We start from the raw sequence: 18,084 nt of genomic DNA, 5'->3' as shown, positions 1-18,084 counted from the left end.
ATTTTAATCATACAACACCATTCTCAGTGGCAGAAAAAGAATGTGAAAAAGGTAGTGAATGGTTAATGCCATTCACTACCAACATACTCACTATTTCTCTCCACCAACACAATTTGACGAAGAGCCATTTTTTTAATATCCCCAAAACTAAAAAAAAGGCTATATAAAGTCATTTCTCAGATTTAACTATTTTATAAAACATTAAAAAAATGCAGTCGATGGGACTCGAACCCACACGAGAATACTCTCACTACCCCCTCAAGATAGCGTGTCTGCCATTCCACCACGACTGCGTTTTGTTTTGCATGCGTCACGCATGCAAAACCTGTATTTATTGTATTAAATGAGAAAGTATCCCATTGGTAACATTCATTAAATCTGCGGGGGTCAATTCCATTTGATACCCTCTTTTACCAGCAGATACGACTATTGTATCATAATTTTGAACACTTGTATCGAAAAACGTAGGTAATTGTTTTTTCATGCCTACTGGCGAGCAGCCTCCACGAATATATCCTGTTTGTTTTTCAAGCATGTCTAAAGGTAATAATGTCACACTTTTTTCTTTACACACATGCGCTACTTGTTTTAAATCAAGTTCACTTGTTATCGGCACAACACAAACATATAAGGCACCACTTTTTCCAACTAAAACAATCGTTTTGTAAATGCGTTCACTTTTATCCTTGAATTGTTCAAGAATATGTCTACCCCCGATATGCTGTTCATCCCATTCATATGTATGAACTGTATAAGCAATCTTTTTTTGGTCTAATTGTCTAAGAGCATTTGTTTTAAGTAGTTTTTTACTCATCTTTATCGAACCACTTTCCAAAGGACAAACGATTTAAAATACTTGATTTTGGATTTTCTTCATTCGTTCGTTTTTCTTTATAACTTTCAACGGCTTGATAATAAAACGCCTCAACAGCTTTCCCAAATTTATCTGCTGATACATTATAAGACAATGCTTCTTTTTCTTCATTAGATAATTTTTGAGTTTCGTTTAAAATAGGTACATAATCAATGACTGCTTTGGCTAATTGTGATGTGTCTTCATATAAACATCCTAAACTTTCATTCGTAATGATACCAGATAAATAATCATTACGTTTTGCAATAACAGGTAAGCCATTGACTAAAGACTCTAAATACGTTAGCCCTTGTGTTTCAGATTCAGATGCATTCACATAAATATCAGACATTTGGTAATATTTATACACATCATCATTTTGAATTTCGCCGACAAAGATAACCGTATCTTGCAGAGATAATTCACTTACTTGTTCTTCCAATGATTTTCTAGCAGGTCCATCTCCAACAAATACTAATCTAGCATTTGGATATTGTACTAAAACATGTGGGAAAGCATCTATAATTTTATCTAAGCTCTTTTCTTTTGCCAATCGAGATAAAGATAATAACACAAGATGTTCATCAGATAAACCTAATGCTTGTCTAATATTTGTTCTAACAGAAGTAACTTTTTCTGGGATTGGTACACCCGTTGGAATAATTTGAATATCCGTTTCAATATCATAGCCTTTTAAAATCTCAAAAATTTGTGGGCCCGGAGCTATCACACCTGACGTGTGGTTACAAAATGAATGAGATAAAAAACGAACATGGCTATGTCTAACTAAATAACCATTAGCAATATAATGTAAATATTTTTCATACATGGTATGATAAGTGTGAACTGTTGGAATTTTTAATCGATATGCCACATATTTGCCAATAAGTCCCATGCCAAATTCTGTATGCGTATGCACAATATCAAATTGCTTTTCTTTCGCAATTTTATAAGCTTTATTCATTCCACCAATGACTAAACGTCTATCTGTAAAGAAAATAAACGGCACACTAGCAATCCGAACAATTTTGTCATTATTCTCATTCTCATCGACATGGGGATCTGTCGTCGTAAAAATTGTGACGTCATGACCCATTTTTTCTAATTCTTCACTTAAAATTTTAATTGATGTCGCTACCCCACTTACTTGAGGAAAGTACGAATCTGTAAACATCGCAATTTTCATAATATTCTCCACGTTAAATATATTGTTCTTTTTATTCTACTCTTTTCAAAGTCGACAATCAAGCGTTAATTATTAGGATACATTTATTGCAATACATAGTTTTTCAAATCAACTAGTATCAGATATGGCAACCCATGATTAAAAAATAGTATTTAAATCAATAACACAAAAAGGCTTAAAATCAGCAAATTGATTTCAAGCCTTTCTGTTTAAATACTATTTTGTGTTATACTTCTGTATTAATTAATACACGTCGTGGTTTTGTTCCCTCAGCCGCACCAACATGTCCTTTGGCTTCTAATTCATCCATCAATCTCGCCGCACGGTTAAAGCCAATTCTAAAACGACGTTGTAACATAGATACACTAATAAACTCTTGTTCTTTCAAGAATTCTACAACTTCAGTAAATAATTCGTCTTCTGGTTCTCCTTGTGATACCGGTTCATCTGTTGGAATCATGTCTTCGACATAATTTGCCTCTTGTTGATTTTTAACAAATTCTACTATTTTTTCAACTTCAGAATCAGATAAGAACGCACCTTGTACACGAATTGGTTTATTTTCTCCCATTGGTTGAAATAGCATATCACCTTTTCCGAGTAGTTTTTCAGCACCGTTACTATCAATAATCGTACGAGAATCAATACTACTAGATACGGCAAATGCCATTCGACTAGGTACGTTGGCTTTTATCAATCCAGTAATAACATCTACACTTGGTCTTTGTGTCGCTAAAACCATATGAATTCCTGCTGCACGTGCCATTTGCGCTAATCGGATAATGGCTGATTCTACTTCATTACTTGCCACCATCATCAAATCAGCTAACTCATCTACAATCACAACAATGTACGGCATTTTCTCCATGGGTTCATCAGCTGTTTCATTAAATTCATCAACTTGTTCATTATACCCAATAATATTACGCATACCTGTTTGAGCAAATAATTCATAGCGTCTTTCCATTTCCAAGACAACTTTTTGCAATGCTTGTGCAGCACGGCGTGGATTTGTGACAACTGGAGTTAATAAATGAGGAATGCCATTATAGACATTTAACTCTACTTTTTTAGGGTCAATCATCATCAGTTTCACTTCACTTGGTTTGGCTTTCATCAAAATACTTGTAATCATGCCGTTAATCGCCACAGATTTTCCACTACCCGTAGCACCAGCAACAAGTAAATGTGGCATTTTTGATAAGTCAGCCATACGAATATTTCCTGAAATATCTCTTCCAAGTGGGACTTCTAGTTTTGATTTAGAATCAATATTACCTTCAATAATTTCTCTGAAAGAAACCATACTTGTGGTTTGATTCGGTACTTCAATACCTACAAATGATTTTCCAGGAATCGGTGCTTCAATACGAATATCTTTTGCTGCCAAGGCTAACGCCAAATCATCTGTTAAACTCACAATTTTACTGACTTTCACACCAACAGCTGGCTGTACTTCAAATTTTGTCACAGACGGACCTAAATTAGCAGAAATAACACGTGCATTGACACCAAAACTTTTAAATGTATCTTCTAAAATACGAATATTTCTTTTTATTAATTCATGCTCACTCGATTGATCAACTGGTTCTACACGATTTAATAATGTTACTGGAGGTAATTCATAGTGCGAATCTTCTTTTGATACAGAAAATGTTACTTCTTTTTCAACCACTTCTTCTACTACCGGGTCAATCACGTCTGGTTCGGGCTGGAAACTATTTATAACAATCGGCTCTATATTTTCAACGGCTGGTTTATCGTCTTCTTCAATATATAGCACGCTATCTATATCTTCTTTGACCTCTTTTACTGATTTTGGTAGTTTTATTTGCGTTTTTTGCACTTTTGTTCTAGTATGCTGCGCCATATCAATAAAATCAGAAATCGTTTTTCCACTTACTAATACTAAAGTGATACCTAATAAAAGGAGCAGTATTAAATATGTCCCAATTTCACCAAATAAAAACGTAAATATATTCGCTAAAACAGCTCCAATCATACCGCCACCGGTCGCTTGTTTTAATTGATTGCTGAATAAATCAGTTGAGATAGCTTTCCATGTGTCTGACATAAGATTAGTACGGTTTGCAAATCCTAAATATTCAAAAAACACAAGAATTATAATTGTAAATACACAACTGGCAATCATTTGCTTTTTTGTCATCGGAATTGAGGGTGTTCGTTTAAATAGCATATAAATTGCATAAATAATCAACAAAATAGACACAAATCGGTACGTATCACCAACAAATAAACGGATAATATTAGCAAAAAAAACACCGATAAAACCGAATGAAAAAACAGCAAATAAACAGACAAATAGTAAAGCAATGGATATATACTCTAACTTAAATGTTTGCTTCTTTTTTGTTTTGTTTCTTTTCTTAGCCACTGCTCTGCCTCCATATTTATTATTTTTGCTTTATTATATCATATTTTTGAAACTTCGTATAAAATAGGGTATAATCTTCTAGTAAATTTAAAAAAAGGAATGAACATATGAAAGAAAAAAAATGGATACGTATCTTGGTAACTTTGACACTCGTTTTAATCTTATCAGGATGTGTAGGTCGTGATACAAGTGGTGCTCCAACAGGTTTTATTTGGGACGTACTCGGTCGACCTATGGAACAACTTATTTTCTGGTTTGCAGGTATTTTTGGAAATACAGTCGGTAGTTATGGGCTAGGTATTATTGCTGTTACCATATTAGTACGTATTGCGATTACACCTTTAAATATCAACATGATGAAAACAAATACCATTCAACAAGAGAGAATGGCGTATATTAGACCACAAATGCAAGCAATAACAGAAGAAATGCGACAAGCAAAAACTTTTGAAGAACAAGCACGTCTACGTCAAGAGCAAGCTGCATTACAAAAAGCAGCAGGTATTCAATTCGTAAGTGCCAGTGGATGTTTACCACTATTCATTCAAATGCCTATTTTCTCAGCATTATACTTTGCAACAATTTCATCAACTGAAATTTTAAACGATACGTTCTTAGGTGTTTCTTTAGCAACACCTAGCTGGTTATTCTGTATCTTGTCATCCGCTTTTTATTTAATCCAAGGATACATTTCACAAATTGGTATGACTGAAGAACAAAAACAAATGAATAAAGCTGTTCTATTTACCACACCTTTAATTAACTTAATATTTGGGTTATCATTACCTGCCGGTGCTGCATTATATTGGACCGTCAGTGGTATCTTTAGCTGTTTAACAAGTTTATACATTTCATTAGTGTTAAAACCAAAAATTAAAGAAGATATTAAAAAAGATATGGAAGAAAATCCTATTCATTTCCCAAAAAGAAAAGACGTAACAACCTCTGTTCACACAAAACAAGTAACAACAGCCCCAACACAAAAAGTACGTCGTAATGAGGGCAAACAGCAAAAACGCTAAAAATAATATGAATATACAAAACCGGAACGAATGATAACATACATTCGTTCCGGTTTTTAGTTCTATCATAAATCATGTTAAATTCTCTTTGCTTTTTTCACCTTATCTTAAACCTAAATTAGTCATATAAGTATAAGTGAAAGAAAAAACTGTACACCTAAAAAAGACTTAATAAAAGACAAAAAAACTTTGATAACTGAAGTAATCAATTTAATAACCGCAGTTATAAATTGATTATAAAATTTCTGAAATGATTAAAGTCTTAGCACTTTTTCAAATTAGGACGATAAGCGAACGTTCATCTACTCTATTTATAAGTCATGTATCATCATAAAAAGGAGGTTACAACAGGACGATTAAGAAATAAAACAATAAGCTGCAATGTTACACAAGAAGAACATGAACAAATAAAAAATACTTATTAAACAATTTTATACATTAACTGACTTACTCATAAAAATAGCAAAGAAATAAATTAAAAAGCGAACTATTCGGACACCAAAAAAGTTTAAGAGTCTACAAGTATAAACTTTCAAAAATTAAAAACAATAATATATATTACTTTTTCATTTTTGGGTAAGTACATCAAAAAAAGCACCTGATAATTTTTTTGTTTTATCTCGACTGTCAACTTTTTCAGTTAAAATATCCTTAGTTGTATTTTCCGCAAAAGTACTATTCATTTGACTAAATCCCAAAAATAGCGTTACTAAAACTAAACAACTCTTAAAAAATTTATATTTTATATGGAAAACCCTTTAATATTCAGTAATTTGACTTATGATAACTCACCCTCCCCTTTTGTTTCAATAGTCTTCTTACATTCTTAAAAATACCATTATCCAATGACATGCACTAAAATAATCGCAAAAATAAGTGACGGTAAAAGATTTGCTACTTTTATTTTCATATTAAAAAATAAATTAGCACCAACACAAAAAATCAGTAAAGACCCTACTAACGAAATGCTATCTATCATAGTAGGTGTTAAAAACTGTTGCACTAAACTTGAACACAACGTAATTATACCTTGCCACAATACAAGAGGTATGATAGAAAAAATAGCACCTATTCCATATACCGATGCAAAGACAATTAAAATAACACCGTCTAAAACAGATTTTGTAAATAGCATCGTTGGATCGTGCAGTAATCCGTCTTGAATAGACCCTACAATAGCCATTGCACCAATACAAATGGTAAAACTGGCTGTAACAAATCCTTCAACAAATAAATTATCTTGCGTATTCCCGACTTTTTGTTTAATTTTCTCACCAAATAAGACAATGTGTCGTTCAATATCTATCCATTCACCAAGTATAGCACCTAGGGCTAAGGAAATCGTGATTAGCATACCTCCTTTTGTCAAAAGTGCTTTATCTGTTAATACAAGCATGTGTGACATAGCACCTGCAACACTAATAAATAAAACAGATAGTCCCATTGCTTGTGTTAATATTTTTTGTATGCTTTCGGGTAGACGATTTCCTAGAAGAAGTCCTATTCCACCCCCTAACAAAACTGAAATCGCATTGATGATTGTTCCAATTCCTACCATATATATCTCCCATCACTTCTAAAATCAAAACCTTGACACATCGGCTAGCCAATGTGTCAAGGTTTTTTAGTCAACCTCAATTTCAATTTTATCTTTTAAAATAACATTGATACTTCGGATACGTCCGTTTTCAATATGTACGGGTTTTAAAATACATGATTCTAAGTCAACTCGTACATCTTTTTCATCATCTTCTGGTAAATAGCCAAGTTGTTCTAAAACAAATCCTGCCATTGTATCCATTTCTTCAGATTCAATATTTAAATGGAAAACATCATTAAATTTATCAATCGGCATAATTCCGTCTATATTATAGACACGATGTGATAATTTTTTATATAAATCTGCTTCTTCATCAGATTCATCTTCAATTTCCCCGACAATTTCTTCAATTAAGTCTTCCATTGTCACAATCCCTTCAACACCACCATACTCATCTTTTAAGATAGCCATGTGTTGACGTTCTTTTCTAAAAGCTAGTAATAAATCATCTATAAAAATAGTAGACGGTACAAATAATGGATCATCATTCATTAAATCACGAAGATTAAGGCTATCAAATCCCGTTACTTTAGCTGTTTTTAAAATATCTTTTACATGCAAGATACCAATGACCATATCTTTGTCACCCTCATAAACAGGAATACGAGAATAAGAATTATCTAAAATAGATGTCCATATATCATTCATATCATCTTCAATATCAATCATAAATGTATCTGTTCTAGGTACCATTACTTCACGTGCTAATTTCGTATCAAGAGATAGTACCCCTTGCATCATAGAAAACTCTTCTAAGTCAATCGCACCATCATTACGACTATTGTCTAATAATGCTTTCATTTCGCTACGTGTTAATTTTTCCTCTTCGTTTTTAAATTCAATCGGTGTAATTTTTTTCAAAACACCTGTTGAAAATGACAATAAGCGAACAAATGGTTTGAAAAATTTTTGTGTCAACATCACAAAACCTGCTGTTGACAATGCTATTTTTTCAGGCATTTGTAGCGCAACTTGTTTTGGATACAATTCCCCCAACACAAGTGTTAAATATGATAAAATGACAGTCACGATTAAAACAGACAATGTCACACCAAACTCACCAGCAAAACTCACCAAATATGGTTCAATCAATTTTGTAAAACTAAGTGAGGCAGAACCACTCGATAGAAATCCTGCAAATGTAATCACAACTTGAATTGTCGCTAAAAAGTCATCCGAATTATCTAATAATCGCATCACTTTTTCTGCCTTTTTATTGCCCTCTATTTCAAGTTGCTTCATTTTCATGACATTTAACGATACATACGCTAACTCTGTCGCTGAAAATAGTGCGTTTATCGCTGTTAAAATAATAATAAGTAGTATCTGGGCGGGTAACGAACCATCGCTCATGTGTACTTTCCTTCTTTCGTTTTATAGATTATATGTTAATATTTTATCAAATTTAAAGTATAAATCAAGTATTACCTTATAGCAAAAGGTTCCTAGCACAAAAACTAGAAACCTTTTACACATTAATGAGTTTGCCCACCAACTAATTTATCGTCATTTTTTCCATGGTAGTCTACAATCGTTTTTAATGATGATGTTAATCCTTTTACAATATCGTCTAAAGACATAGACGGCTCTGTTGGTTTATCCACCACTTGCGTTGGAATAAACGGCACATGAATAAATCCACCTTGACTTTCTGGATAATGTTTAGACAAATAGTACAATACTTGGTACATAATATGATTACACACAAATGTACCTGCTGAATTTGATACACTTGACGGAACGCCTTCTTTTTTCATATTATTGACCATTGCTTTTATCGGTAAAGTTGAAAAATATGCTGGTTCACCGTCTGGTTGAATACACACATCAATCGGTTGTTTGCCGTTATTATCTGGTATGCGTGCATCATCAACATTAATAGCAACTCTTTCAGGCGTGACCCCAACACGTCCGCCCGCTTGCCCAATACACAATACCACATCTGGAGAAAATGTATCGATCTCTTTAAAAACAACATCTGCTGAATCATGAAACACTGTTGGAATTTGTATTTTTTTAATAGTTGCACCATTTAATGTTTCTGGTAACTGTTTCACAGCTTCCCACGCTGGATTGATTGTTTCACCGCCGAATGGATCAAATCCTGTCACTAAAATTTTCATCGTGTTTCCCTCCTAAAATCCTAATGTGTACATCAATACAATATGCACAACAATCATTGCTAATGCGATTGGTGCTTGTGCTTTAATAATACCATATTGATTTTTCATATCTAATAATGAAGCAGGCATACTATTAAAGTTTGCTGCCATTGGTGTTAACAATGTTCCGCAATATCCTGCTGTCATTGCCATTGTTCCAATAAGCACTGGATTCCCACCTAAAGCAAAAACAAACGGAACACCAATACCTGCCGTAATCACTGTAAAGGCAGCAAATGCATTCCCCATAATAATGGTAAAAATGACCATACCTAATACATAAGCAATCACACCAATTAAACGGTTATTTGCAGGAACAACTGAAGCCACACCATTTGAAATAATCATTCCCACATTAGCAGTCGCAAAAATACTACCTAAAGCTGCTAATAATTGTGGTAGAAAAATATTCACACCCATTTGTTGTGTTAATTGTGATGTTCCTTCGTGTACTTCTGATAAACTTGGTTTAAATAAAAGTAAGGATACTAAAAACGCAACAATTGATCCGATCACTACGCCGACTTGTCCGCCTAAATTTGTTGTAAAAGCAACAAAAAATGCAACAAAGGCTAATAAAACAGAAGGTAAAAAGACAAGAATACCATATTTGTCTGAACGTTGTTTTTTTACACTATCCTCAACAGCTTTAAACTTCCCAACAGACACTTGTTTGGTTGCTGTTAAAACACCTAAGATAATCAATAATCCACCCGTCACAATGTAAGGAACACTATTCCCAAAAACAAAAGTAAATCCTAAAATTGCCCAAAATAAGCTAGTACCTATTTGTTTTTCTTTGTTATGTCTAAATGTTTGAATGGCATTTAGAAAGAATAGGAAACCAATCAGTATATACGCTAACTCTAAAAAAATATTTTTCATGATTATTTTCCTCCTTTCTTCAATGCTTTTTGCCATAACCATGTTGTACAAAGCATCACAGCAGATGAGGCAAAAGCAATAATCAATGCTGTTTGTGCAATATCATTTGTTGGTGCTTTATACCCTAATTCTTCTAATGTTTTAGAAATCAATAATACACCAGCAGATCCTAACATGACATTTTGTGCATAGAAATTACCAATATTTTCCACAGCAGCAGATTTAGCTTTCATTTGTTCAGAAATTTCTTCTGTTAATTCACCGTCTTTTGCAGCAGCCGCTTCTGCCATTGGATAAACAATCGGACGTACCACTTGTGCATGCCCACCAAATGGAATAGATGTTGCAGCTGTAATTTGACGAATAATGAAATAAACAAATAAGAAAATAGGTGCTGTTAATTTTTTCATTTTCTTAATGATTTGGCTTGCTTGTTCTTTTAAACCATATTTTTCAACAAGTGCAATAACAGGTACAGGTAAAATCAAAATTGTTACCAATCGACTTTTTACAAAATTTTCTCCTAAAGCTGTAATTGCTCCGTCTAAACTAATACCAGCAACAAGTGCGGTCACAATAGCCGATACAATAATTGTTGCTGTCGTATCTAATTTAAAAATAAAACCTAATAAAATAATCACTATACCAACTAAAGGTAAATAGTTCATAAAATCCCTCCTATCTATAAACAAACGTTTTAAAAAGCAAACATTTGTTATAAAAAGAGTATAGAGTAATAGAACTACCTTGTCAAATAATTCTATATATTCACTTTTTTCTTTGACTTGATTTTACTGATATTTTTTGTCATACTATCAATACATTCATAAAAAGGAGCGTCTTATGTTATACTCAATGATTCGTGGTATTGCACGATTTTTATTAATTATCTTAAATGGAACTACTCTCATTAAAAACAAACAAAATTTACCAGACCCTAAAGAAAATGTCGGTTATATTTTAATTTCACCTCATCGTAGTTGGTTAGATCCTATCTACTTAGCCTTAGCAGCAAGTCCTAAACAATTTTGTTTTATGGCAAAAAAAGAACTTTTTAAAAACCCTGCATTACGCTGGTTGATTACAAGTATGAATGCTTTTCCAGTAGATAGAGAAAACCCTGGACCTAGCGCTATTAAAATTCCTGTAACTCATTTAAAAGAAGGGAAGCTAGGGCTTGTCATTTTCCCAAGTGGCTCTCGTCATACATCCGAAGCAAAGGAAGGTGCTGCTATGATTGCTCGTCTGGCGAAAGTGCCAATTATCCCATGTGTCTACCAAGGACCATTTTCATTTAAAGACCTATTAAAACGAAAAAAAACAAAAGTAAATTTTGGAACACCTATATACATCACCACAAAAGAAGAACAAAGTAATTTCTCTCAATCAATCAACGTTATTTTTGATGTATTAGATGCAGAGTTACGGTAGTTAAGTTTTGAGGAGGAGTGACAAACGGTATTGTCACTCCCTTTTTTATACACCTTTTTACCTATCAAAAAAATTAAACAAAAAACTCTTGATGTAACTTATCACATCAAGAGTTATATTATAAATTGTGTTGGTGGGTGAAACCAACCAACACAATTTGACAAAGTATTTTTATTATTTTTTATTTTTCTTTTTACTTTGCATTTTCATAGATTGTACAATTTGTTGCACTTTCTTTTCAGATGGTTTTTGTCCCATTTGTGCCATCATTGTACGTACCATAGTTTCGTCCATTGGCGGATTTTCTTCAAAATATTTAATCATTGTTCTTCTTGCTAAGAAGAAGCCACCCACAACACCTAATGCCATTGCTGCAAATGCAATTAAAACAACCCATATTGTATCCATACTCTCTCCTCTTTTCTATAACGTTCTTTTCTATTTTACAAAAAATAACATCTTTTTTCAATTAGAATTTTTTCTTTGGATGTCTGTCAACCACTTCTGGATAACACTTCAATGTTTCCTGTCCTTTTTGCGTTAATGTATAGCCTCTTAATGCAAATAATTTTGTCAGTTCTTCTTCACTAAAATGTGTGCGTATTGCCTCATCAATATCTGCTCGTTTTAAAGATGACAAACCTTTGATTTGTTTTTCCTTTAAAAATGATTTCAACACACCGCTTGTTAAATGGCGTGTTGATACAATAGCACTTTCTTCTTCAACAAGACCTTGTTCCATTAACAAGTGAATATCTTTTTGGGCATCAATCCCATACGTATGCTCAAAATATTTTGAAATAACCGTATCTGTCGTATATGTTCCAAAATTCACTCGCCACAACAAAATAATATGCCCCGGTAATAATCCATTATCTAAACGCTCCATATTTCGCTTAGGAACAATTTTCCCCGAAGATACAGACACTTCATTTAACCAAGCTTGTAAATCACGCTCAGGTGAAATATAAGGCATTTCAAGATGTTTCGCATATATCTCTCTTACTTGTTGCAATAAATCACTCTTTATCACGTCCATGCAAACCTTTTTCCTTTTGAATTTGTTTTAATTTTTCTGGTGTAACATCATTACCCTCTGGATCAATCATTTTCAACCCTTCAATATGATTTCTCATTCCTCCACGAAATGCTTCTAAATATTCTTCTCTAAGTGCTTTTTGTTCAGCCTTTTCTTCCTCTGTCAAAGCGACTTCTCTTGATTTTTTTGCCAATTCATTTATTCGATTTAATTTTTCTTTTGATAACATAATTGCCTCCTAGTAATAGTCTATCATAAACCATCTATATTTGGAAAGTTTGGTAATTTCTATACTCTCTATATCCTTTCACTGAACATCATTTTACCACTATTCCAACTTTCTAAAAATAGTCTTTCAAATTATAGCATACGAATATCTCTTTTTGAATTTATTTAGATTATTCTACTATAATCAAATATGTATCAAACTCCATAATACTCTCATCTTCTTCATCAACATAAAGCAGTCTTTCTAAGTTAAACTTGCCAAATATCTCATGACAATATCATTATCTTGATTTTCAAGCTCTGATATAACATGCATATAGACTTTTTGTGTAGTTGTTATAGAAGAATGCCCCAATCGTCTTGAAACACTGGCAATAGATACACCCGCATACATTAAAAGAGAGGCGTGTGTATGCCTTAATCCATGTATTGAAATAACCGGTACACCTACACGCTTACAATGCTTTTCTAACCATTTATTTGGTGTGGAATTGCAAACGGGACCATTCACAAAAATTGGTTTATCTTTTGGTAAATCTTTTATCAACTGCTGAAATTGCATACTTAATTGCCAATCAATTTGCACTTTTCTAACCGACGATTTATTTTTAGTTGGTAAAAAACCTCCTTTGCCTTTATAATCCCAAGTTTTTGTCACAGAGATATTTTGTTGTAAAAAATTAAAATCCGACGGTGTTAAGCCTAACACTTCTGAAAATCTTAACCCTGTTTTAGCAATAAGCAAAATGAGCCAATCCCAATTTATTTTATACTCTAAATTCAAATCTGATAACACACTATGTAAATCAAATTGATTCAAATATTTCATTTTTTTCGCTCTTGGAACCTTTCCTTTAAAAATAACTTTTCGAGTGGGATCTCTATAAACGAAACCTTCATCTACCGCATCTAATATAGCACCTTTTATCTGATGATGAAAATCAATAACCGTTTGCCTTTCATGCATCTGAGCATAATCATTTAGTATTTGCTGATAAGCCGTTCTATCTAGTTCACATAATTTAAGATTTGGAACAATATTTTTTAAATGCTGATAATTATTATAATATTTTTCAAGTGTAACAGAACGAACAGCTCCCTCTTTAAAAAGTTTTATCCATTGTTGAAAATATTCATGTAATAACGTTTCTTTTGTCATTTTGTTCATAATAATCCTTTCTATCTATGCCTTATGCTGAATGAAGAATGATGAGAACGTATAAAGTAAAAAAATTTTGCATAGCTATTATTTAGAAAAAATTTATGATAAAACACTTAAAAAAATAGATACAGCAAAAAGACCAAGAATATTCTTGATCTTTTCAGTATTTATAAGTTTGTTTTATTTCAGGCATCCATTGTTTTAAAGCTGTATGTACGTTCAAGGATAATGTTATTTTATTACCTGCAAATTCATTGGTTGCTTTTGTTGCGTCCAACGATTTAATCAAATTTGATAAATATGGAATTTCATCCTTTTTCTTTACGTTATAGTCCATTAATGATTTTTCAAGTAATTCACTATCAAGTCCCCATTCAGAAGCAAATTTTTTAACATCTTCAAAGCATCGTTCTTCTTGCCATTTTCTAAAAGCCGTATCAAAATCTACATCTACTTCTAGATGCCCCGGTTTTAATTCATTCTGAACAAATAATTTTAAAGATTCTGCCAAATCGTATTCCCCTTTATTACTTAATTCTTCAATTTTCTCAAGAATTAAAACAAGATTCCCATCATTTACAACTTTATAACCATCTTCACTCTCTGTTTTTTTATCAATAAATGATAAAATATTTTGAGCATCAATAATTTGTGTCCCTTGTAATTTTGTTTGTCCCAACAGTTCCTGTATTTCTTCCACTTCTATATGAGAAGTACGTAGAAATAAATTTTTATACGCACCTACATAGTTTTGAAAAATATCCTCGCTAATACCAAATGTTTCATTATCCCAACAAAACTCATAGTATTGCTTCACACGATTTAGTTGCTTATTCGCTAATTCAAATACTTTTTTAAAATAGTTTTTCTTCTCTTCATCGTATTGTATAGTTGGCCATTCTGTTGGATTTGGTAATGATAAAATTAAATCATCCATACACTTTCTTAATAAAATAACAGCATCGTCATATTTTTCAACAAGAACATAACTGTTCTTACCACCACTTCCATATAAACGAATAGCTTCATTTACAATTTCTTCTGTTATTCTAGGATATTGAAAATTAATAATACTTCCAAATTCCTTAGAGGCGCCAAAAACACGATTTGTACGAGAATAGGCTTGTATAAGTCCTTGCAATTCAAGTCGTCGATCTACATACAATGTATTCACTCGTTTTGCATCATAACCTGTTAGTAATTGATCCGCAACGATGACAATATCAATATTTTTTGAATTTCTACCACTTCCACCACGTTTTGCACGGTATGTTAAATCTTCAAAATAAGCATCTTCACCATTCCGCTTATCTCCCGCTAAAAACTGAATACCTGTAAAATTCGCATAATCCTCAAACATTTCATCTATCACATCAATCGCCATATTTTCAACATCATTCTCATTCCCAAAACTAAATGTCATCGCAATATTTGGTCTATGCTCAGTCGTATCAAATCTTTCACTAATTTGCTTTTTAAACTCATGATAATAAGCAATCACACGATCTTTATAAGCAACAGTTAATATAGCATTAAACTCTCCATTTCTAGATTGTTCTTTCCACCCAGAAAGAATTTCTGAGACGACTCTAGGAATATGTGTTTTATCTTGGTATTTTAAAATACCTTCTTTTACAGCATTCTCTTCAACTTCTAATTCTGACCATGATTGGACTTTACGCTGTATTTCCTTTTTACTACACTCAGTATTCATGACCACTAATTTCTCAACTAGCTCATCTCGTAAACTTTCATAACTAATAAATTCACCTGTATTGATATAATCTACATGAAATCCTAAAACATTACCGTCTTTAATAGCCTCATCAATCGTATACTGATGTAATAATGGACCAAATAATTTTTCAGTCGTATTGATGACTTCACTTCTTTGATTAATTTTTCCTTTAACGTTATTTTCATCAAATAGAGGCGTTCCTGTAAATCCAAAAAATAATGCATTTTTAAAGAAATAATCTTTAATCATTCCCATCATTTCTCCCATGGTTGTTCGATGTGCCTCATCAATAATAAAAATTATTTTTTTGTCTGCTAAAGTATTATCTTGTGCTGTAATTAACTCTTTTACTAAGAAACTTAATTTAAACGTCGTCGTTACAATTATACCATTTTTAGAACTCATCATTTGTTTTCTTAATTGATAAGTACTTCTCGTATCATCGACATCAACAGATTCATACGTTGAATAAGCTTTAAACGCTTTTGATGTTTGCTCATCTAAATCACGTCTATCCAGTAAAAAGACAACTTTATCAAATTCGGTTCGTGTGGATAAAAATTGAGCTGTTTTAAAACTCGTAATTGTCTTACCTGATCCAGTGGTATGCCATACAAAACCACCATGTGGTTTTCCTTCAGCATTATCCCATCCAAAAGTAGCTTTCTCAACAGCTTGTAAAGCATATACTTGATAAGGTCGCATCAACATGTGCCGTCTATTTTCCTCGTTATCTGGATCTTCATCAATAATCAAATAATCTCCAACCATTTGATGTGCCATTGGCACCATTAGAAAATGCTCAATAACTTCTTTATAGTCTGTTAAGATGCGTTGTCCTAAATGTCGACCATCTTTTTTATCTTTTTTTGTAACCGACCAATGAAAAACAAATGATTGGTTAAAATCATTTATCGTTTTTGGCGTTGCAAAATAACGCGTTTCAATCTCAGTCGTTACGACCATCATTTGTGAAAAGGCCATAAAATTATTCGTATATTCACCATCTCGATAATATCTTTTAAACTGTCCAAATGCTTCATCTAAGGTTTTATCACTTCTTTTTTGTTCTATATTGATTAACGGTAAACCATTGATTAAAAGAACAATATCAAAACGATTATTATTACTAGTTGATACCTCTCTAGCTATTTGATAACTAGAATCACCTCCGCTTACTTGTGCTTTCTTTAATATCGTCAATGTAATTTGCTTTTTAGTAACATCTGGATGCTTATCACGATAAATGCCGTCAATCTTTCCTATTGAACCTTCCATAGAAAGAATTTTTGCAGCTTCATAACTATTAGAGATTTGATTGACTTTGGACATAATTTGTTCAAACTCTGCATCTGTTAGGGCAACACCTTCTAACACATCTACATTTATTCGATTAAGTTCCTCACGCCAATTGTTTATTAAATCATCAACAGTAACTTTATGCAAATTTCCATTCAATTTGTCCGGTGCTTGCCATCTATATTTTTTTAGTTCTTCTACAAATTTATTTTGAAACTCTCGTTCAGAACCATTTTTATCTGTCAATTTCATCTATCTCCTTTCCAGTACTAAATAACACGATATACACACGTTGGTATCAAACAAATAGCTCGTTTAAATAAGCTTTTTTTAAATTTTTTAACTTTTCTAATTTACGCTGATGAAGGGCGATGAGGTGGTCGAGATCTCGGAAAAATGCCCCTATTCGCTGTTGTTCATTTGTTGTAGTCAACGGTACTTCAATTCCCATAACCTTATTTTTTGAAATATTATATCTTGAAATTCCTTGTGCTAAAAAGGCAATCGATTTTCTTACAGATTTAGAACGTAGCATATATGTTAAATAATAATTATCTATTGATTTAATTGGGCGATAGCCAAAACAAAAGCTATTAAGATAAGTGTTTGGCTTATTTTCAATTATCACAGAGGTCATACCAACTTCCTCAGGTATCTCTGAAGATGTTGTAAAAAATACATCTCCTGCTTTTACTTCATTTTGTTTTTCATCAATTTCAACATACTCTATATCATTTAAATCGATAATGGGATTAGAAAAAATATTCATATAAGGTATAAAACAAGCTTTACCGTGTCCAAAATCTTCTTTTGTTTTACCAGACAACCCAGAATAAGTTGTTCCTATCTCCCCCAACTTCTGCTGTTCCCAATCGTCAAAAAAACCAGAAAAACGACGTTTTGGCACACGCTCTCCTTCAGCGGGAAACATTTCTGATAAATGAGCCTTTTTTAACGTTTTTAACTTATTAAGTTTACGCTGGTGAAAGGCGATGAGGTTGTCGAGTTGATTAAATAAATCTGCAATTTTCCTTTGTTCATCTTTCAATACAGGAATTTCATAAGTTAATTCTCTAATAGAAGT

At 32.6% G+C, this 18,084-nt stretch carries 16 protein-coding genes and 1 tRNA gene; 2 read left to right on the top strand and 15 right to left on the bottom strand.

The features are described 5' to 3' along the window. Positions 1-210: 210 nt before the first annotated feature. The 4 genes from GMA06_RS07155 to GMA06_RS07140 form a co-directional block, all read right to left on the bottom strand. A tRNA-Leu gene (locus GMA06_RS07155) sits at positions 211-293 on the bottom strand. 38 nt (positions 294-331) lie between these two features. Then, positions 332-814 carry a Cys-tRNA(Pro) deacylase gene (gene ybaK, locus GMA06_RS07150; protein ID WP_205422931.1) on the bottom strand — a complete coding sequence of 161 codons (483 nt, stop codon included), beginning with the start codon at positions 812-814 and terminating at the stop codon, positions 332-334. Beyond that, positions 807-2,039: a glycosyltransferase family 4 protein gene (locus GMA06_RS07145; protein ID WP_163562161.1), complete on the bottom strand. Its 1,233-nt coding sequence runs from the start codon at positions 2,037-2,039 to the stop codon at positions 807-809. Before GMA06_RS07145 ends, ybaK begins: the two co-directional genes overlap by 8 nt. 226 nt (positions 2,040-2,265) lie before the next feature. Next, on the bottom strand, positions 2,266-4,434 hold the full coding sequence (locus tag GMA06_RS07140) for a DNA translocase FtsK (RefSeq protein ID WP_163562160.1): 2,169 nt from the start codon (positions 4,432-4,434) through the stop codon (positions 2,266-2,268). A 107-nt stretch (positions 4,435-4,541) separates the two neighbouring features. On the opposite strand from GMA06_RS07140, the gene yidC reads away from it, so the two are divergent. Continuing rightward, on the top strand, positions 4,542-5,456 hold the full coding sequence (gene yidC, locus GMA06_RS07135) for a membrane protein insertase YidC (protein WP_163562159.1): 915 nt from the start codon (positions 4,542-4,544) through the stop codon (positions 5,454-5,456). Positions 5,457-6,294: 838 nt separating this feature from the next. Here yidC and GMA06_RS07130 read toward each other — a convergent pair. The 5 genes from GMA06_RS07130 to GMA06_RS07110 all read right to left on the bottom strand — a co-directional run bounded on the left by GMA06_RS07130 (position 6,295) and on the right by GMA06_RS07110 (position 10,771). Next, complete coding sequence (locus tag GMA06_RS07130; RefSeq protein WP_163562158.1) at positions 6,295-7,014, bottom strand: DUF554 domain-containing protein; 720 nt, start codon at positions 7,012-7,014, stop codon at positions 6,295-6,297. A 66-nt stretch (positions 7,015-7,080) separates the two neighbouring features. Beyond that, entirely contained in the window at positions 7,081-8,409 is a 1,329-nt protein-coding gene (locus GMA06_RS07125; protein WP_163546727.1) for a hemolysin family protein, read from the bottom strand. 122 nt (positions 8,410-8,531) lie between these two features. Further along, on the bottom strand, positions 8,532-9,179 hold the full coding sequence (gene pcp, locus GMA06_RS07120) for a pyroglutamyl-peptidase I (RefSeq protein WP_163562157.1): 648 nt from the start codon (positions 9,177-9,179) through the stop codon (positions 8,532-8,534). A gap of 12 nt (positions 9,180-9,191) precedes the next feature. Further along, entirely contained in the window at positions 9,192-10,103 is a 912-nt protein-coding gene (locus GMA06_RS07115; RefSeq protein ID WP_163562156.1) for a DUF979 domain-containing protein, read from the bottom strand. 2 nt (positions 10,104-10,105) lie between these two features. Next, positions 10,106-10,771, bottom strand: a complete 666-nt coding sequence (locus tag GMA06_RS07110) for a DUF969 family protein (RefSeq protein ID WP_163546724.1) — start codon at positions 10,769-10,771, stop codon at positions 10,106-10,108. 175 nt (positions 10,772-10,946) lie between these two features. Between GMA06_RS07110 and GMA06_RS07105 the strand changes: the two genes are divergently transcribed. Further along, positions 10,947-11,534 carry a 1-acyl-sn-glycerol-3-phosphate acyltransferase gene (locus tag GMA06_RS07105; protein WP_163562155.1) on the top strand — a complete coding sequence of 196 codons (588 nt, stop codon included), beginning with the start codon at positions 10,947-10,949 and terminating at the stop codon, positions 11,532-11,534. 174 nt (positions 11,535-11,708) lie between these two features. On the opposite strand, the gene GMA06_RS07100 is transcribed toward GMA06_RS07105, so the two are convergent. From GMA06_RS07100 to GMA06_RS07075, 6 genes are all read right to left on the bottom strand, one after another. Then, positions 11,709-11,942, bottom strand: a complete 234-nt coding sequence (locus GMA06_RS07100; protein ID WP_163546722.1) for a YneF family protein — start codon at positions 11,940-11,942, stop codon at positions 11,709-11,711. A 61-nt stretch (positions 11,943-12,003) separates the two neighbouring features. Beyond that, complete coding sequence (locus GMA06_RS07095) at positions 12,004-12,573, bottom strand: hypothetical protein (protein WP_163562154.1); 570 nt, start codon at positions 12,571-12,573, stop codon at positions 12,004-12,006. Further along, complete coding sequence (locus tag GMA06_RS07090) at positions 12,554-12,802, bottom strand: DUF896 family protein (RefSeq protein WP_163546720.1); 249 nt, start codon at positions 12,800-12,802, stop codon at positions 12,554-12,556. The genes GMA06_RS07095 and GMA06_RS07090 overlap by 20 nt, the downstream gene beginning before the upstream one ends. 243 nt (positions 12,803-13,045) lie before the next feature. Further along, entirely contained in the window at positions 13,046-13,969 is a 924-nt protein-coding gene (locus GMA06_RS07085) for a site-specific integrase (protein ID WP_163546719.1), read from the bottom strand. Between the two features lie 154 nt (positions 13,970-14,123). Further along, positions 14,124-17,252: an HsdR family type I site-specific deoxyribonuclease gene (locus GMA06_RS07080; protein ID WP_163562153.1), complete on the bottom strand. Its 3,129-nt coding sequence runs from the start codon at positions 17,250-17,252 to the stop codon at positions 14,124-14,126. A gap of 46 nt (positions 17,253-17,298) precedes the next feature. Continuing rightward, positions 17,299-18,084, bottom strand: a 786-nt coding sequence (locus GMA06_RS07075; protein ID WP_240328868.1) for a restriction endonuclease subunit S, incomplete at its 5' end; no start/stop codon positions are given.

The sequence above is a fragment of the Granulicatella sp. zg-84 genome, from assembly GCF_010892375.1.
Lineage (GTDB): Bacteria > Bacillota > Bacilli > Lactobacillales > Aerococcaceae > WM01.
Note: the sequence above shows the minus strand (reverse complement) of the source record. Positions and strands in the feature narration are given on the sequence as shown.